Below are 14,977 nucleotides of genomic sequence, written 5' to 3'. Positions count from 1 at the left end.
AGGTCCCGGAGGTTCAGTCCCGGGCCCCCAGCCGCTCCCGCAACTCCCGGTTCTCCTGCTCCAGTCGCGCGATGTGCTGGTACACGTTCTCCAGCGCGCCCTCGATCTCGTCCTGCGTGAACCGGGGAGTGATGTGCTGGGGGCAGTTCCAGGCCAGGCCCTCGACCCGTACGACCAGCAGCCACTCCTCGTGCCCCTCGGTGCGCACGCCGTCCGACCGGTCCCGCACCCCCTTGAATTCGCCAGGGTCCTTGATTTCGGCCCGACCGAACACTTTCAGCCGCGTCCGGCGTGCGTAATCCATGAAGAACAGGGACACCCGGTCATTGCCACGAATGTTTCCGGCCGTAATGTACTGTCGATTGCCGCGCACATCGAGGAAGGCGAGCGTCTCCCCGTCGAGGACGTGCACGAAGCCCGGCGGTCCACCCCGGAACTGGATGTACGGCCAGCCGGTCTCACTCACCGTGCCGAGGTAGAACCCGTCGCGGGCGCCGATGAACGCGGCTTCCTCGGGCCCCAGGCGATCGGCATGCCCGGTGTGTCCGGCGAGCATCCGCTGCATGTACAGCGCGCTGCCTCGTTCCTCCTGGACGCGTCGGACGTTTTCGGTGAAGGCCACGTGGGCGAATCGGCTCATGCGGCGCCGCCTCCATTCCAAGAAATACAAGCTCGGCGAGCGGAAAGAGCAGTAAGCGACAGCTTAGTTCAGAGATCTCGGCGCCATGAGCCCGTTCCGGCCCGCCGGGGGCTTCCGCACCGGCGAAATTCCGTCAGGCTGTCGACAATTGGCCGAGATACCCCCTGCTCCCCCGCTCCGCCGCCCCCCTGAAGCGGGGAGCCCGGCGCCGCGGTGACCGCGGGGCCGGGCCCGGACCTGCGCGCCGGGGAGGCGTCACCCGTGCTGCGACAGGTCGATCGCCCGGTCGACGTCGGCGGGCCGCAGGACGCGCAGGATGCCTTCGAGCAGGTAGTAGTCGGCGTAGGGCAGCGAGATCTCGATCCCGTCCTCGGCCGGGCGGTTGCGGGTGCAGCGGGCCACGACGGCCTCGGCGCGGGCCGAGTTCCGGGTCAGGCAGGTCTCCGCGAGCGCGGTGAGCACCCGCAGTGCCGTGTCCCGGTAGGTGGACCTGCCGGTCGCCGCGTGCAGGTCGAGCAGACCGCAGGCCATGACCGCGCCGGCGGAGGCGTCCTTGATGTCGTAGGGCTGTTGGGGCGCCCGGTAGTCCCAGACCGGGACGTGGTCGGGGCCGAGCGCCCCGATGGCGTAGTCGGCGAGTTTCCGCGCGGTGTCCCGGAACCGCTCGTCGCCGGTCCTGCGGTACATCGTGGTGAAGCCGTAGATGCCCCACGCCTGGCCGCGCGACCAGCAGGAGGCCGCGCTGTAGCCCTGCACCGTGGCCGGGCCGACCGGCGCGCCGGTCTCCGGGTCGAAGTCGTAGACGTGCGGGGTGGATCCGTCGGGGCGGGGGAAGACGCGCTGCGCGGTCTTCGCGTGCTCGACGGCGATGTCCAGGTACCGGTCGTCCCCGGTCTGCCGGCTCGCGAACGCCAGCAGGTCGAGGTTCATCATCGTGTCGATGATGACCCGGCCCGCGTTCGCGGGGTCGCTCAGCGCGCCCCACGCCCGGATGAACCTGCCGCGCGGGTTGTACCGCTGGATCAGGGAGTCCGCCGCGCGTATCGCGCCCGCCCGCCAGACGTCGTCGCCGGTCAGGCGCCAGGCGGTGACCCAGGAGGGGTAGAAGAGGAAACCGAGGTCGTGGGTGCTCGTGTCGTACTGGCGCGGGGCCAGGTTCCGGGCCGACTCGACCGCCCGGTCGCGGAAGGTGTCGTCCCCGCTGTGGAGCCAGGCCATCCACAGGGTGCCGGGCCAGAAGCCGCCCACCCAGTCCCCGGTGCGGGAGTAGGTCCACTTCTCGAATCTCGTGCCGACCGGGAAGCCCGTCACGCCCGGCGCGGTGTCACGGACCTTCTCCACCGCGTAGTCCGCCGCCGCGCGCAGTGTCCGCAGGGCCTTCTGCCGGTCCGTCACACCCGCCGCCGGAACGGCGGAGGCACCTACGGCCGCCGCACCGGCCGCCGTGGCCAGCAGCGTACGCCGGGAAACGCTCATGCTCGCCCTCCAACTCCACTGCCTGGAACAGAAGTCGGCCGAGCTTTGCACAGGGTCCGGACCCATGTACACCCATGTGAGCTTTGTTCATGACCATGAACACCAAGGCCGGTGTCGAGCCTCGCGGTCTTCGTCCGGATGCCCGGTGAGGGGCCGTCCGGGGGCCGGGTTATTCGGTCGAACGACCGGCCGCGCGCTGCTACTTTGCGGCCGTGCATCTCTTCTCACGTGCGTGGAGCGCGTTGCGCGGGGCCGTCGCCGGACTCTCCGACGAGGACTTCGCGCGGCCGTCCGGGTGCAGCGGCTGGCTCGTCCGGGACCTGGTGTGCCACCTGGTCATCGACGCCCAGGACGTGCTGATCACGCTCGTGACGCCCGCCGAGGCGGAGCCCACCCGGGACGCGGTGACCTACTGGAACGTCACCCGCACCCCGCCGACCGGCGAGGACCCGCTGGACGCGCTGACCGTCCGGCTCGCCGCCGCGTACGAGGAGCCGCGGCTGCTGAAGTTCCACCTCGACGACGTCGGTTCGGCCGCCGGGCGCGCTGCGGAGCTGGCCGATCCGGCCCTGCGGGTGAGTACACAGGACCAGGTACTCACCGTGGCCGACTACCTCTCGGCGTACGTGTGGGAGTGGACCCTGCACCACCTGGACCTGATCGCGCACCTTCCGGGCGCGGAACCGCCCCCCGCCGACGGCCTCGCCCGGTCGCGCGCGATGCTGGAGGAGATGGCCGGGGCGGCCTTCCCCGCCGCATGGTCCGACCAGGACGTGCTGCGGGTGGGTACGGGACGACGCGCCCCGACCGACGCCGAGAAGGCCGAACTCGGCCCGCTGGCCGCAGAGATCCCCTTCGTCATCGGGTGATCGGGCGGCGGGACCGGCCGGCGGCGCGGCCGAGGCGGGCGCGGGCGGCACGTGGCGGAGGCGGGAGGGGGCGGCAGCGCGGCCGAGGCGCGCAGGGGCGGTGCGCGGGTGCGGCGCGCACGGGCCGTGAGCGGGTGCGGCGCGCACGGGCGGTGAGCGGGTGCGGCGCGCGCGGGCCGGCGGGGCCGGGTCACCTGGGGGCGTCGCCCTTCATCCGGCCGGCCCCCGTGGGTGGCAGGCCGGGTAGAACGGCGACAGGCCGGAGTGCGGCAGGCGGTCCGTCGGCCGGTACCCGGTGCCGTCCTGGTCCGTGCCGTAGGCGCCGCCGTCGGAGCGGAGACCGGTGTCCTCGTCGCCGAGGCGCGCCACGAACGCGTAGGTGCCGTCGCCGGAGTAGGTGTACGCCGTCACGTCGGGGTGACTGTCGTGGTCGTGGTCGGCGACGACGATGTCCTTCGTCGCCCCCAGATGGAGGGGCACGACCCGCCGGCCACGGCCGGTGTTGGAGAAGGGACCCAGCCGCAGTTCGGCGACGCGCGGCGGGACCGGATCGTCGCCGCGCTGCTCCTGCCCGGCGACGACGAGCAGGTCGCTCCAGCCGTCCCGGTCGAAGTCCGCCACGGCGGCGCGCACATAGGGCTGCCGGCCCGCCGTGCGGTCGGCCAGCTCCCTGGTCGTGACCGTCTCCTGACGAGCCGTCCCGACGCCGAACGTGATGGTCAGCAGGGCACCGCGGTGGGACGGATCGGCGACGCGGTCGGGGTGGCCGTCGTTGTTCACGTCGGCGATCAGGTCCCCCTGCCCCGTCAGGCAGGCGGTGACCGCGGGGGGCCCGGTCGGGCGCAGCGGGGGCCGGCCCAGGGAGTCCTCGCAGCCGGCGAGGAGGAGGAACCCGGCCGGTATCCAGGCCGCGCGGGCGAGCCGTCTCGCTCTGGAACGTCCGCCGGGCACCGCCATGGCCGGAGATCGTAGTCGGCGGGCGGAACCGACCGGACACCGGGCCGCGAACCCTCTCCCGCCCGCGCCGTCGGCACCGGCCACGTGGGGCCCGGCCTCGTCGGCACCGACCACGTCGGGATGCCCGCACCGGTGGTTCGTCGGGGCGGACGGCGGCCGGACGGCCCCCGTGGAAACCCGGCAGAGCGGTGATAACAGGTTGACTCACCCGTATCATCCAGGTGTCGCCCGTCAGGAGCGGAGGAGAAATGCCGGAAAGCGCCGGACCCGTCACCGAGTTGGCTTCCCAGTACGTGAGCCAGGTGACCCACGACCTCGAGCACAACCTCAAGGAGCAGGAACGCGTCACGGCGGAGATCGCCGCTCTGCAGGAGCAGTTGGCCACGCTGCAGCACGACCACGCCATCCTGCTGAACATGCAGCAGGCGCTCGGTGTGTCCGCACCGGGGGCGGGCACGGTCGTACCGTCCCCCCGGAAGAAGAGCGGGGACGCGCGGCGCAAGGCGGCGAAGAAGCCGGCGGCCCGGCAGGCGACTTCCCGGCCGGCCCAGCCCACGCTGGTGGAACTCGTCCGCGGGTACCTGGCCGAGCAGAGCGAGCCGCGGTCCGCCGCCGAGGTCACCGAGGCGCTGGGCCGGGCGCATCCCGGGCGCGGGATCCAGACCAAGGTCGTCCGCACCACGCTGGAGAACCTCGTGGCCCGGAACGGCGCCCGGCGCACCAAGCAGGGCCCGTCCGTCTTCTACACCGTGCGGGACGAGCCGACGCGGACCCCGGCGGACACCCCGGCGGCGGACACCCCTGCGGCGGAGGCCGGCACCGCCGGCTGACGTCCGGCAGCGGGTCCGGTACGGGCGTCCTCAGACGGGCGGCCGGCCGGTGGCGTCGAAGCTGGCGAAGTAGGCGGCGGCCATGTCCTCGTCGGCGTGGCCCTGCGCGGCGGCGCGCTCCAGGCGCCGGGCGCTGGCGGCCGCCACGTCCAGACGCACGCCGTGCTCTTCGCCGGCCCGGACGATGAGCCCGGCGTCCTTCACGGCCGTTGCCACGGCGAACTGGGGCGGGGTCAGCCGGCCGTCGAGGACGAGTCCGGACTTGGCCCGCAGGTACCCCATGTCCAGCGGGCCGCCCGCGATCACGTCGAAGAAGCTCTCCGGGTCCACGCCGAGCGCCTGTGCCAGGGCCAGGACCTCCCCGGTCGCGGCGGTGGCCGCGATGACCCAGCTGTTGGCTACCAGCTTCAGGCGGGTCGCGGTGCCGGCCGCGCCGTCGTCGCCGGTCCACACGGTGCGGGCGCCGATCGCGTCGAACACCGGGGTCACGGCGCCCCGGTGCGCGTCCGACCCCGCGGCGAGGACGACGAGCCGGCCGGTCTCGGCGGGCTCCCGGGTGCCGAGCACGGGAGCGTCGAAGAAGACGAGGCCGTGGTCGCGGGCGAAGGCGGCCAGGTCGCCGACGGCCTCGGTCCCGGCGGTGGTCGACTGCGCCCAGGCGGTACCGGGGCGCAGTCCGGGAGCGGCCTCGCGCATGACGTCCAGGACGGCCGGGCCGTCGTAGAGCATGGTCAGGACGACATCGGCGCCCTCGACGGCCTCGGCGGGCGTGCCCGCGATGCGCGCGCCGTCGGCGGCGAGCGGTTCGGCCTTGGCGCGGGTGCGGTTCCAGGCACGGACGTCGTGTCCGGCCCGCAGGAGACTGCGGGCCATCGCGGCGCCCATGATGCCGGTGCCCAGGACGCTCACGGTGAGTTCGTCGGTCATGACGTCATTCCTTCCTGTCCCTGTGGAGCGCTACGCACCATGATCGGGGTACGCCCCGAACCGTCAGGGGCGGGGACGCACTCTTCACGCGCGGTCCACACCGTCCGCCCCGGCGTCCGGAGCCACGGGTGCGCCCGGTACGGGATGCTGCCCGGGCCACTGCGGAGGCACCGGGGCGCCCGGTACGGGGTGCTGCCCCGGCCACTGCGGAGGCAAGGGAGCGCCCGCGGCCGGATGTTGTCCCGGCCACTGCGGCGGCAGCGGCGCGCCCGGGGCCGGGTGTCCCGGCCACTGCGCCGGGACGGGGGCGCCGTAGGCGTACGGAAAGGGCAGGGGGACGGCCGGCGGGTGCACCGGTGCCGGGGCCGGGGCCGTGCGGTCCAGCCGGCGGCGGCGCAGCCACCACGCCACGGCCGCCGTGTACAGCACGATGCTCGCGACGTCGAGCGCGACGAGCTGCCAGTCGGCGTCCGCCGCGGTCTCCTCGCTGTCGAGCCCGCCGACGACGGCGGCGGACACCCCGAAGGCGAAGAGGTTGTTGACGGTGTGCAGGGCGATGGACGCCTCCAGTCCGCCCGTGCGCCAGGTCAGCCAGCCCGCGGCCGCCCCGAACACCACCAGGTCGGCGAATCCCCAGGGCGTGCCCCAGCCGTGGGCGGCCGCGAACAGGACGGCCTGGGGCAGGAGCGCGGCCCAGGGCGAACGCAGGAACGCCCCGGCGGTCTGCGTGAGCCAGCCCCGGAAGACGTACTCCTCGGCGGCCGCCTGCAACGGCACCAGCACGAGGAGCATGGCCAGGGCCCGCCCGAAGGCCGCCCCTCCCACCCACTGGCCCTCCGGCTCGCCGTCCGCGGGCAGTAGCAGCATGCCGCCCATCGCCAGGGCCAGGATCGGCAGGGCGGTCAGCAGGCACAGCAGCAGCCAGCGCCATCTCAGCCGGCCGGTGACGGAGGAGAGCGAGCCGGCCGGACGGCCGCCGATCCAGCGCGCGGCCAGCAGCACGACCGGTATACCGGCCGCGAGGGTGAGCAGGTCCAGGGCCGTGCCCGTGACGGGGCCGAACTCGGGCCAGCCGTCGTCGTCCTCCGGGTATCCCAGGGCCACGCCCAGAGCCGTGGAGAGGATCATGAGGACGATCAGGGTGATCATGTACGCCACGGCCACGACGAGGGTGCCGAGCAGGGGGCGCCACCACCGGTAGAGCGGTGCGAGGCGGGCCAGGCGGTGGTACGGGAGCGGCTCGGCGAGCTGTGGCTGTGGCTGTGGCTGTGGCTGTGTCATACCGTCAGCCTGTCAAAGAGATCCGCGCGCGCCATCGGCCTGCGGCAGGACCGGTGTCTCTATCTCTGGTTGGGGATCGGCCTCCCCCTCGGGTGCGGTGCCTGCCGCGCGGGCCGGCCTCTACGCTCGTCGCCGACATGGAGACGACACGAAACTGGCTGCTGCCCCTGCTGCTGGCGGGCGGGCAAGGCGCCCTGCTGTGGCCCGGCGTGGGCCCGGACCCCTCCCCCGGGCCGCTCGCCCTCCTCTGCGTGCTGTGCGCGCTCGCCGTGGACGCGGCCGCGCTGGGGCAGCGCCGGACGGCACCGCTGCGCGCGCTCGCCGGCACCCTGGGTGCCGACGTCGTCGGCGGACTCGCCTGGTCGGACGGCTATCTCGGCTTCGGTTCGCTGATCGCGCTGTACTCCGTCGCGGTCCGCTGCCCCGTGCCGGTGACGGTGCGGGCGCTGGTTCCCGCCGTGGGCGTGCAGTGGCTGGTGGCCGCCGTGGAGGAGGACCTGCGGGCCGGGCTGCCGGCCGAGATGGCGATCTCGCTCACGGCCTGTGTGCTGTGCGCGGGACTCGGAGAGGCGCGGCGCCAGTGGCTGGCCGGGCGGCTGAGCGCGGCCCGGCGGCTGGCCGGGGCGGAGGACGCCCGCCGGCTCGCGGGGGACCACGAGCGGCGGCGACTGGCCCGGGAACTGCACGACGTGAGTGCCCATCACCTCACCTCGGTCGTGGTGACCGTCGACGCCGCGCGCAGGCTGCAAAGCAGCCGGCCCGACCTGGCCGCGGAGGCGCTGGCGTTCGCCGAGCGCACCGGCACCGAGACCCTGACGGCGCTGCAACGGCTCGTGGGTGTGCTGCGGGCCGCCGACCACCCGGACCAGCGGCCGATGAGCGGGCGGATCGAGGAACTGGTCGCGGGGTTCGGCCGGCTGGGCCGTCCGGTCACCGCGCGGATCCCGGACGATCTGGCCGGACCGGCGGCCGAGGCGATCCACGGCATCGTCCGCGAGGCCCTCACCAACGCGTTGCGGTACGCGCCCGGTGCCGCCGCCCGGGTGCTGGTCCGGCGGGCCGGCGGCCTGCTCGAACTGACCGTGGAGAACGCGCCGCCGCGCGCCGGTGCGGCACCCGGCGCCGGGAGTCTCGGCGCGGGGCGCGGCATCGCCGGGATGCGGGAACGGGCGGCCTCGGCCGGTGGCCGGCTGACCGCCGGGCCCACCCGGGAGGGCGGCTGGCGGGTCCGTGCGACGCTGCCGGACGGCGAGCCGCGGCAGCGGGACGAGGACGGCCGGCGGCGTGACGTCCTGCGCGAGCAGCGGCTCGCCGACCCCGCCCTGACACTGGCCGCGACGGTCCTGCCCGTCTCCTTCGCGCTGGCGCTCTCGGAGGACTGGCCGGCCGACGGCCGGCGGGCGGCGCTGCCGGCGCTGCTGGTCGTCTGCGGGGTGCTGGTGCTGCACGCGCTGCCGCTGCTGTGGCGCCGGCGCGCCCCGCGGACCGTCCTCCTCGCCGCTTCGGCGACGGCGTGGCTGGGGCCGGTGGCCACCGCGGCGGTGCCGCTGCCGTCGCAGGTGGCGGAACTCCTCGTCGGCGGGACGCTGGTGGAGACGATGGCCGTGTACGCGGTCGCCGCCTTCGGGCAGGGGCCCGCGCGCACCTGGCCGGGGCCGGTGGCGGCGACGCTCGGGGCCGCCGCCGTGGTGACGGCCACGTCGTGCGCGGACGGTTCGGTGGCGGGCGAGCCGACGAGCGTGGGCGAGTGCGTCCTGCTGGCGTTCTTCCTGTCCGTCCTGCTGGCCCCGGTGTTCGCCGCCGTGTGGGGCGCCGGTCTCCTCGTACGGCGCCGCCGGCTGCGGGCCGTGGCGTACGACGACTTCGCGCTGGCCAGCTCGGTGTGGCAGGCGGGGCAGGCCGCGGAGGCCGAACGGCGGCGGCTGGCGCTGACGTTGCGCGATGCCGTACTGGCGCACACGAGTGCCCTGGTCGGTGCCGCCCGGCGGGGCGAACTGGCCCAGGTGGCCGACGCGGCGCGGGCGGCGCTGGCCGCGATGCGGGAGATGCTGCACAGCCTCGGCGGCGCCGACGGGGACGGTGCGGGGCCCGGGGGGCGGCTCGCTCCGTCGCCGACCGCCGCCGACCTCGACGCGCTGTGCCGCGCGCTGCGGTCCCGGGGCCGCGAGGTGCGGTTGCGGGGCCTGCCGCGGGCCGCCCGGGGTCTGCCGCCGTCCGTGCAGGTCTCGGTGTACCGGATCGTGGAGGCGGCGCTCGGCGCGGGCGATCAGGGGCGGGCGCGGGTCACGCTGCGGCGGCGCCGCGGCCGGGTGCGCATCACGGTGACGGGTGTGCGGCTCGCCGTCGTGGGTCCGGTCGCCGAGCGGCTGCGGGTGCAGGTGACCGCCGGTGAGGGGCGGATCGCGTGTGAACCAGCCGGTACGCTACGGGTGTCGTTGCCGGCCGGATCCGCACCGGCCCCCGTCCAGGAGGTGTCCCCGTCGCCGTTCGCGTGATCGTCGTCGACGACCAGGCCGTGGTCCGGGCCGGATTCGCCGCCATCGTGGGCGCCGAGCCCGATCTGACGGTGGTGGCGGAGGCCGCCGACGGGGCGTCGGCGGTGTCGCTCGCCGCCGACGGGAGCGCCGATGTGGTCCTGATGGACATCCGGATGCCGGGCATGGACGGGCTCACCGCGACCCGGCTGATCACCGCTGCGGCGGGCGGTCCGCGGGTCCTGGTGCTCACCACGTTCGACCTCGACGAGTACGTGTACGAGGCGCTGCGTGCCGGGGCGTCCGGGTTCCTGCTGAAGGACGCCCGGCCCGAGGAAATGCTGTCCGCGATCCGGGTCGTCGCGGCCGGCGACGGCATCCTGGCGCCCGCCGTGACCCGCCGGCTCATCGACACCTTCGCCCGCAGCGCCCCGCCCCCGCCCGCGGCCGCCGGGATCCTCGACCGGATCACCCTGCGGGAGCGGGAGGTGTTGCTGAAGATCGCCTCCGGGCTGAGCAACGCCGAGATCGGCGCCGAACTCGGCGTCACCACCGGCACGGTCAAGAGCCATGTGAACGCCCTGCTGTCCAAACTGGGCCTGCGCGACCGGGTCCAGGCCACGATCCTCGCCTACGAGAGCGGCCTGATCAGCCCGCGCGGGGCCGGGCGGACCTGACGCCCCCCGCCCGGCCGCGCCCGGCCGCGCTCCAAGCGCCGAAGTCGATGTCCGTTGCCCGCCGGTGTCGGCGACGGCCGTCGGCTGGGATGGGGTCATGACTTCACGAGGAAACCTGAACGGCAGGACGGCACTGGTCACCGGCGGCAGCCGGGGCATCGGAGCGGCGACGGCACGGCGCCTGGCCCGCGAGGGCGCGGACGTGGCCGTGACCTATGTGCGGGGCAAGGAGGCGGCCGAGGACGTCGTACGGGACATCGAGGCGCTGGGACGGCGGGCGGTGGCCCTGCGCGCCGACTCCGCGGACCCGCAGGAGGCGGCGGACGCGGTGCGGCGCGCGGCGGAGGCGCTGGGCGGGCTGGACGTCCTGGTGGGCAACGCGGCGGTCGGGGTCGTGCAGCCGCTGGAGAGCCTGTCCCTCGCGGACGTGGACCGGGTCCTCGCCGTGAACGTGCGCGGTGTGTTCCTGGCCGCGCAGTCCGCGGCCGCGCTCATGGCGCCCGGCGGGCGGATCATCACCATCGGCAGTTGTGTCACCGCGCGGGTGCCGGGGCCCGGGGCCACCCTGTACGCGATGACCAAGTCGGCCGTCGTCGGGCTGACGAAGGCGCTGGCCCGCGAGCTGGCCGGGCGCGGCATCACGGCGAACGTCGTGCACCCGGGCCCGACCGACACGGACATGAATCCGGCGGACGGACCCCACGCGTCCGGGCAGGCGGCCATGACCGCCTTCGGGCGCTTCGGTACGGCCGAGGAGGTCGCGTCCGCGGTGGCGTTCCTGGCCGGACCGGAGGCGGCGTACGTGACGGGCGCGGAGTTCTCGGTCGACGGCGGCTACGGGGCCTGACGGGGCCGGGGCGGAGCGTGCGCGTCAGGGCTCTTCGAGCCGGCGCACGTCCTCCTCGTCCCACGTCCGGGTGTCGCGCGGCTGGGTGTACGGCTCGGACCGCGGCGGATGGCCGCCGGCGATGGCCCGCTGCCGTACGGTCTCCGCGTCGAACTCCAGGCCCAGCAGGATCGCCAGGTTGGTGATCCACAGCCAGACCAGGAAGACGATGACGCCGGCCATCGTGCCGTACGTCTTGTTGTAGGAGGCGAAGTTGGCGACGTAGAACGCGAAGCCGGCGGAGGCGGCCATCCAGATCAGCAGGGCGAGGAGACTGCCGGGGGTGATCCAGGTGAAGCCCTTCACCTTGGCGTTGGGGGTCGCCCAGTACAGGATCGCGATCATGACGGTGACGAGCAGGACCAGCACCGGCCATTTCGCGATCGACCACACGGTGAGCGCCGTGTCGCCGAGCCCGACCGCCTCTCCGGCGCGGCGGGCCAGACCGCCGGTGAAGACCACGATGAGCGAGCTGGCCACGGCGAGGATCATCAGGACCAGTGTGACGCCGACGCGCACCGGGAGGATCTTCCACACCGGGCGGCCCTCGGGCATGTCGTAGACGGCGTTGGCGGCGCGGATGAAGGCCGCCACGTAGCCGGACGCCGACCACACGGCCAGCACGATGCCGGCCAGCGCCACGATCGAGCCGACACCGGCACCGTTCTGGAGCTGCTGAACCGACCGGGTGATGATGTCCCGGGCCGGGCCGGGTGCCAGGTCGCGCAGGTTGGCCAGCACCTTGTCGGTGACCGACCGTCCGGCGACGGCCAGCAGGGAGACCAGCACCAGCAGGGCCGGGAACAGGGACAGGACGGCGTAGTAGGTGAGGGCCGCGGCGCGGTCGCTCAGCTCGTCGTCCTTGAACTCGCGCAGCGAGCCCTTCAGCACCGCGCGCCAAGCCTGCCTGGGCAGCTTCGAGGGCGTGTCGGGCGCCCGCCGCTCGACGTCCTCGGCCGGCCCCGCCTCGTCCGGCGCCGGGATCCGCGGCTCCGGGGTCTCATCGTGGACTTGCCGGTGGTGCCGCCGTGGTAGGTGCAGTTTCGCCATACCGGCCGGGTATCCCGCCGCGCCGCGCTCAAGCCCCGGCCCGCCGGTTCCGGATTCAGCCCGCGCTCCGCAGCCGCTCGCGTTCCCTCCCGCCCGCGGGTCCGTACGCCGCTCGCGGTCCCTCCCACCCGCGGCCCACACCCCTTCGCGGCCCCTCCCGTCCTCGACCCGTACGCCGCTCGCGGCCCGCGGTCAGCCGCGGCCTCCGCTGAAGTTGCCCCACCGGGGTCCGATCTGCTTCCACTCCTCGTCCCACTCGGCCATGCGCCGCCGGATGAGCCGCTTGCGGACCCCCCAGCCCGCGCCCCAGACCGCGGCGCCGGCCAGCGGCCCGACGAGCGCGCCGGTCAGGGCCGACTGGACGTCGGCCGACGCTCCGCTGACGGGGGCGGGTACGACCCGGTCGTCCTGGTTCGCCCACACCGTCACCCGGGTACCGGCGGGGGCGCCGGGGAGGACCTTGGCCCGGTCGGCGTGCACCGAGCCGTCGCCGTCCGTCCAGCGCACGGCGGCCCACACCCGCCCGTCGTCGTAACCGGTGCCGGCCGGCGGGGTCCGCGCCGAGTCCTCGGTGAGTACGGCGGAGACGGTGTGCACCTGGGCCAGCCGCGCCTCGAAGGCCGCCGCCGAGGCGCGGGCCGCCAGAACACCCGCCAGGACGCCGGCGACCAGGGCCAGTACCCAGGCGGCCAGGACGGTCCATGCCTCGACGACGTCGCTGTGCCGCCTGAGCGGGTTGGGCCGCCACCGCCACAGCCGTACCCGGTTGACCGTCGTGGGAGGTGTCCGGGTCATCGTCACCGCCTCCTCTCGCACACCCGCGGCCGGAGTCGGGACGGTCCCCCCTGCGGACGGCCGCCCCCGGTCACCGAACGGCGTCACCACTCCATCGTGCACCTGTCGGGGCCGGTCGTCCGGTCGGACCAGGGTCTTCCGTTCGGATCCCGGGTGGGTCCGAACGGCAGGCCCTCGCTAGTCGGGGGTCAGCGGGAGGTCGTCGGTGTAGGCGTTGACGGGCTGCGCGACGGGTCTGGCGTCCCTGGCGTCGAGCCCCGCCTCGGCGGTCCGCGTGCCGAGGGCGCCCCGCGGGTGCCAGGTGCCGGTCACCGCCAGCCAGGTGTTCGGCGGCGGCGCCCCGGTGCCGTGGACGCGTACCTTGACCGTCTGCGAGTCCGCCGCGCAGCAGGAGAAGACGATGCGGGTGAGGTACCAGCCGTCGCCGTCGCCGGCCGGGGTGACGAAGCCGGTCAGCCGGACGGTGCGGTTCCTGATGGCGCGTCTGCGGTCCTGCTGGACGCGCCTGGTGAAGTCGGTGAGGGTCAGCGGCAGCGGTGTGGTGGCGGGCAGCGGGGCGAACCCGTGCTGCGCGGTGACCGGCTTGTCGTTCGCGCGGGCCGCGGTGTAGGCGCCGAGCGCCGGCGGGGCGAAGAAGAGCAGGCTGAGCGCCGGCAGGAACAGCAGCCAGGCGATGGCCGGGGTGCCGGAGTGGTCGTGACCGTGGGTGTCCTGCGCGTGGCCGGGTGCCCAAGCGTGTTCCCGGCCGGCACCGGCGGTGTGGTCGGGCCCCCGCTCAGGTGTGTGGCCGGCGCCGTGCGCGTGGGGCCGGCGCCCGTCGCGGGTGACCGCTGACGCCAGGCCGAGCAGCAGCAGGACGATCCCGGACGCGATCAGCGGCGGGCGCAGTCCGGCCTTGACGTAGCGCAGATAGGTGTCGGTGAGCAGTGTCGCGTGCAGCAGGCCCGCGCCGGTCACCGTCAGCAGGAGGGTCTGGACCGGTCGTTTCACAGCAGCGCGCCTCCGGTCAGGACGCTCGCGGCGACCGCCACGACGGTGGTCGCCGCCGAGAACCGCCAGGCGAAGGCACGCCCGAAGGTGCCCGCCTGCAGGGCGATCAGCTTCACGTCGACCATCGGGCCGACCACCAGGAAGGTGAGCCGGGCGGTCGGCGAGAAGCCGGTGAGGGAGGCCGCCACGAACGCGTCGGCCTCCGAGCAGACGGCCAGCAGCACCGCGAGGCCCGCCAGGAAGAGCACCGACAGCCAGGGCGAGCCGGAGAAGGCGTCGAGCACGGAGCCCGGCACGGCGACGTTGAAGGTGGCGGCGGCCATCGCGCCGAGGACGAGGAAGCCGCCGGCGTGCAGGAAGTCGTGCTGGAAGCCGAGCCGGAACTCGCTCCAGCGGCTGTGGCCGTGCTGGTGGCCGGTGTGCCGGTGGCGCAGGAGGGGGCGCAGCCACTCCTCCTTGCCGAGCCAGAGCCACAGCCAGCCCATCACGGCCGCCGTGGCGAGGGAGGCGAGCAGCCGGGCGGCGACCATCGCGGGGCTGCCCGGGAAGGCGACGGCGGTGGCCGTGAGCACGACGGGGTTGATCGCCGGCGCGGAGAGCAGGAAGGCGAACGCGGCGGCCGGGGTCACGCCCCGGCGGATCAGGCTGCTCGCCACCGGGACGGAGGCGCACTCGCAGCCGGGCAGGACCGCACCGGCGACACCGGCGACCGGTACCGCGAGAGCCGGCCGCCCGGGCAGCACCCGGGTGAACAGGTCGGCCGGCACGAAGGCGTTGATCGCGCCGGACAGGGCGGTCCCGAGGAGCAGGAAGGGCAGCGCCTGGACGGTGATGGCCAGGCAGACGGTGCGCCAGGCCTGGACGGCCGGCTGGTGCGGCCACTGGGTGCCGGTCAGCAGGAGCAGGGCCGTGACGCCGGCGGTCAGGGCGAGAGCGGTGCCGAGGGTCCGGGGCCGGACGCGGCGCAACGGTGGGGCGGCGGGTAGGACCGCGGTGCTCTCCGCTACACCAACCAGTTCATCCGTTTTTTTCATAATCACTCCGGATGTCGGTGTCTGGGCGACGATAAGCGAGGGGGGCGGTCCGGTGGCGCGTACACGCCGCCATGCCGGCGACCGGAGGGAA

General features: G+C 74.6%; 14 protein-coding genes. 5 read left to right on the top strand and 9 right to left on the bottom strand.

The window, feature by feature from the left end; all coding sequences use genetic code 11:
- Nucleotides 1-13 precede the first annotated feature (13 nt).
- Both ABZ576_RS11055 and ABZ576_RS11050 read right to left on the bottom strand, forming a co-directional pair.
- A complete protein-coding gene (locus tag ABZ576_RS11055; RefSeq protein ID WP_360738729.1) occupies nt 14-640 on the bottom strand; it encodes a pyridoxamine 5'-phosphate oxidase family protein in 627 nt (208 codons plus the stop codon).
- 255 nt (nt 641-895) lie between these two features.
- Nucleotides 896-2,116 (bottom strand): glycoside hydrolase family 88 protein, encoded by a 1,221-nt coding sequence (locus ABZ576_RS11050; RefSeq protein WP_360738727.1) that lies wholly within the window; start codon nt 2,114-2,116, stop codon nt 896-898.
- A 212-nt stretch (nt 2,117-2,328) separates the two neighbouring features.
- On the opposite strand from ABZ576_RS11050, the gene ABZ576_RS11045 reads away from it, so the two are divergent.
- A complete protein-coding gene (locus tag ABZ576_RS11045; RefSeq protein ID WP_360738724.1) occupies nt 2,329-2,985 on the top strand; it encodes a maleylpyruvate isomerase N-terminal domain-containing protein in 657 nt (218 codons plus the stop codon).
- A gap of 210 nt (nt 2,986-3,195) precedes the next feature.
- On the opposite strand, the gene ABZ576_RS11040 is transcribed toward ABZ576_RS11045, so the two are convergent.
- Nucleotides 3,196-3,942 (bottom strand): VCBS repeat-containing protein, encoded by a 747-nt coding sequence (locus ABZ576_RS11040; RefSeq protein WP_360738721.1) that lies wholly within the window; start codon nt 3,940-3,942, stop codon nt 3,196-3,198.
- A 248-nt stretch (nt 3,943-4,190) separates the two neighbouring features.
- On the opposite strand from ABZ576_RS11040, the gene ABZ576_RS11035 reads away from it, so the two are divergent.
- Nucleotides 4,191-4,772, top strand: a complete 582-nt coding sequence (locus ABZ576_RS11035; RefSeq protein ID WP_360738718.1) for a hypothetical protein — start codon at nt 4,191-4,193, stop codon at nt 4,770-4,772.
- Between the two features lie 30 nt (nt 4,773-4,802).
- On the opposite strand, the gene ABZ576_RS11030 is transcribed toward ABZ576_RS11035, so the two are convergent.
- Entirely contained in the window at nt 4,803-5,699 is an 897-nt protein-coding gene (locus ABZ576_RS11030; RefSeq protein ID WP_360738715.1) for an NAD(P)-dependent oxidoreductase, read from the bottom strand.
- Between the two features lie 84 nt (nt 5,700-5,783).
- Nucleotides 5,784-6,980: a CPBP family glutamic-type intramembrane protease gene (locus tag ABZ576_RS11025; protein WP_360738713.1), complete on the bottom strand. Its 1,197-nt coding sequence runs from the start codon at nt 6,978-6,980 to the stop codon at nt 5,784-5,786.
- 137 nt (nt 6,981-7,117) lie between these two features.
- Between ABZ576_RS11025 and ABZ576_RS11020 the strand changes: the two genes are divergently transcribed.
- From ABZ576_RS11020 to ABZ576_RS11010, 3 genes are all read left to right on the top strand, one after another.
- Nucleotides 7,118-9,475, top strand: coding sequence for a histidine kinase (locus tag ABZ576_RS11020; RefSeq protein WP_360738710.1), 2,358 nt, complete (start codon nt 7,118-7,120; stop codon nt 9,473-9,475).
- Nucleotides 9,472-10,131 carry a response regulator transcription factor gene (locus ABZ576_RS11015; protein ID WP_360738707.1) on the top strand — a complete coding sequence of 220 codons (660 nt, stop codon included), beginning with the start codon at nt 9,472-9,474 and terminating at the stop codon, nt 10,129-10,131. The genes ABZ576_RS11020 and ABZ576_RS11015 overlap by 4 nt, the downstream gene beginning before the upstream one ends.
- 97 nt (nt 10,132-10,228) lie before the next feature.
- Nucleotides 10,229-10,978, top strand: coding sequence for a 3-oxoacyl-ACP reductase family protein (locus ABZ576_RS11010; RefSeq protein WP_360738704.1), 750 nt, complete (start codon nt 10,229-10,231; stop codon nt 10,976-10,978).
- Between the two features lie 24 nt (nt 10,979-11,002).
- Here ABZ576_RS11010 and ABZ576_RS11005 read toward each other — a convergent pair whose 3' ends face one another.
- The 4 genes from ABZ576_RS11005 to ABZ576_RS10990 all read right to left on the bottom strand — a co-directional run bounded on the left by ABZ576_RS11005 (nt 11,003) and on the right by ABZ576_RS10990 (nt 14,886).
- Nucleotides 11,003-12,067 carry a YihY/virulence factor BrkB family protein gene (locus ABZ576_RS11005; protein ID WP_360738701.1) on the bottom strand — a complete coding sequence of 355 codons (1,065 nt, stop codon included), beginning with the start codon at nt 12,065-12,067 and terminating at the stop codon, nt 11,003-11,005.
- A 192-nt stretch (nt 12,068-12,259) separates the two neighbouring features.
- On the bottom strand, nt 12,260-12,862 hold the full coding sequence (locus ABZ576_RS11000) for a hypothetical protein (protein ID WP_360738698.1): 603 nt from the start codon (nt 12,860-12,862) through the stop codon (nt 12,260-12,262).
- Nucleotides 12,863-13,039: 177 nt separating this feature from the next.
- Nucleotides 13,040-13,852 (bottom strand): TIGR03943 family protein, encoded by an 813-nt coding sequence (locus tag ABZ576_RS10995; RefSeq protein WP_360738695.1) that lies wholly within the window; start codon nt 13,850-13,852, stop codon nt 13,040-13,042.
- A complete protein-coding gene (locus ABZ576_RS10990; RefSeq protein WP_360738692.1) occupies nt 13,849-14,886 on the bottom strand; it encodes a permease in 1,038 nt (345 codons plus the stop codon). Before ABZ576_RS10990 ends, ABZ576_RS10995 begins: the two co-directional genes overlap by 4 nt.
- Between the last annotated feature and the right edge of the window lie 91 nt (nt 14,887-14,977).

This window comes from Streptomyces sp. NPDC013455, from assembly GCF_040632975.1.
Classification (GTDB): Bacteria; Actinomycetota; Actinomycetes; order Streptomycetales; family Streptomycetaceae; genus Streptomyces.
This window is presented reverse-complemented; position numbering and strand designations above follow the sequence as displayed.

What these genes read in the sequence shown, in the direction of transcription:
- ABZ576_RS11055 (WP_360738729.1), bottom strand. Translation starts at nt 640, where the DNA reads ATGAGCCGATTCGCCCACGTGGCCTTCACCGAAAACGTCCGACGCGTC.
- ABZ576_RS11050 (WP_360738727.1), bottom strand. Translation starts at nt 2,116, where the DNA reads ATGAGCGTTTCCCGGCGTACGCTGCTGGCCACGGCGGCCGGTGCGGCG.
- ABZ576_RS11040 (WP_360738721.1), bottom strand. Translation starts at nt 3,942, where the DNA reads ATGGCGGTGCCCGGCGGACGTTCCAGAGCGAGACGGCTCGCCCGCGCG.
- ABZ576_RS11035 (WP_360738718.1), top strand. Translation starts at nt 4,191, where the DNA reads ATGCCGGAAAGCGCCGGACCCGTCACCGAGTTGGCTTCCCAGTACGTG.
- ABZ576_RS11030 (WP_360738715.1), bottom strand. Translation starts at nt 5,699, where the DNA reads ATGACCGACGAACTCACCGTGAGCGTCCTGGGCACCGGCATCATGGGC.
- ABZ576_RS11025 (WP_360738713.1), bottom strand. Translation starts at nt 6,980, where the DNA reads ATGACACAGCCACAGCCACAGCCACAGCCACAGCTCGCCGAGCCGCTC.
- ABZ576_RS11020 (WP_360738710.1), top strand. Translation starts at nt 7,118, where the DNA reads ATGGAGACGACACGAAACTGGCTGCTGCCCCTGCTGCTGGCGGGCGGG.
- ABZ576_RS11010 (WP_360738704.1), top strand. Translation starts at nt 10,229, where the DNA reads ATGACTTCACGAGGAAACCTGAACGGCAGGACGGCACTGGTCACCGGC.
- ABZ576_RS11005 (WP_360738701.1), bottom strand. Translation starts at nt 12,067, where the DNA reads ATGGCGAAACTGCACCTACCACGGCGGCACCACCGGCAAGTCCACGAT.
- ABZ576_RS11000 (WP_360738698.1), bottom strand. Translation starts at nt 12,862, where the DNA reads ATGACCCGGACACCTCCCACGACGGTCAACCGGGTACGGCTGTGGCGG.
- ABZ576_RS10990 (WP_360738692.1), bottom strand. Translation starts at nt 14,886, where the DNA reads ATGAAAAAAACGGATGAACTGGTTGGTGTAGCGGAGAGCACCGCGGTC.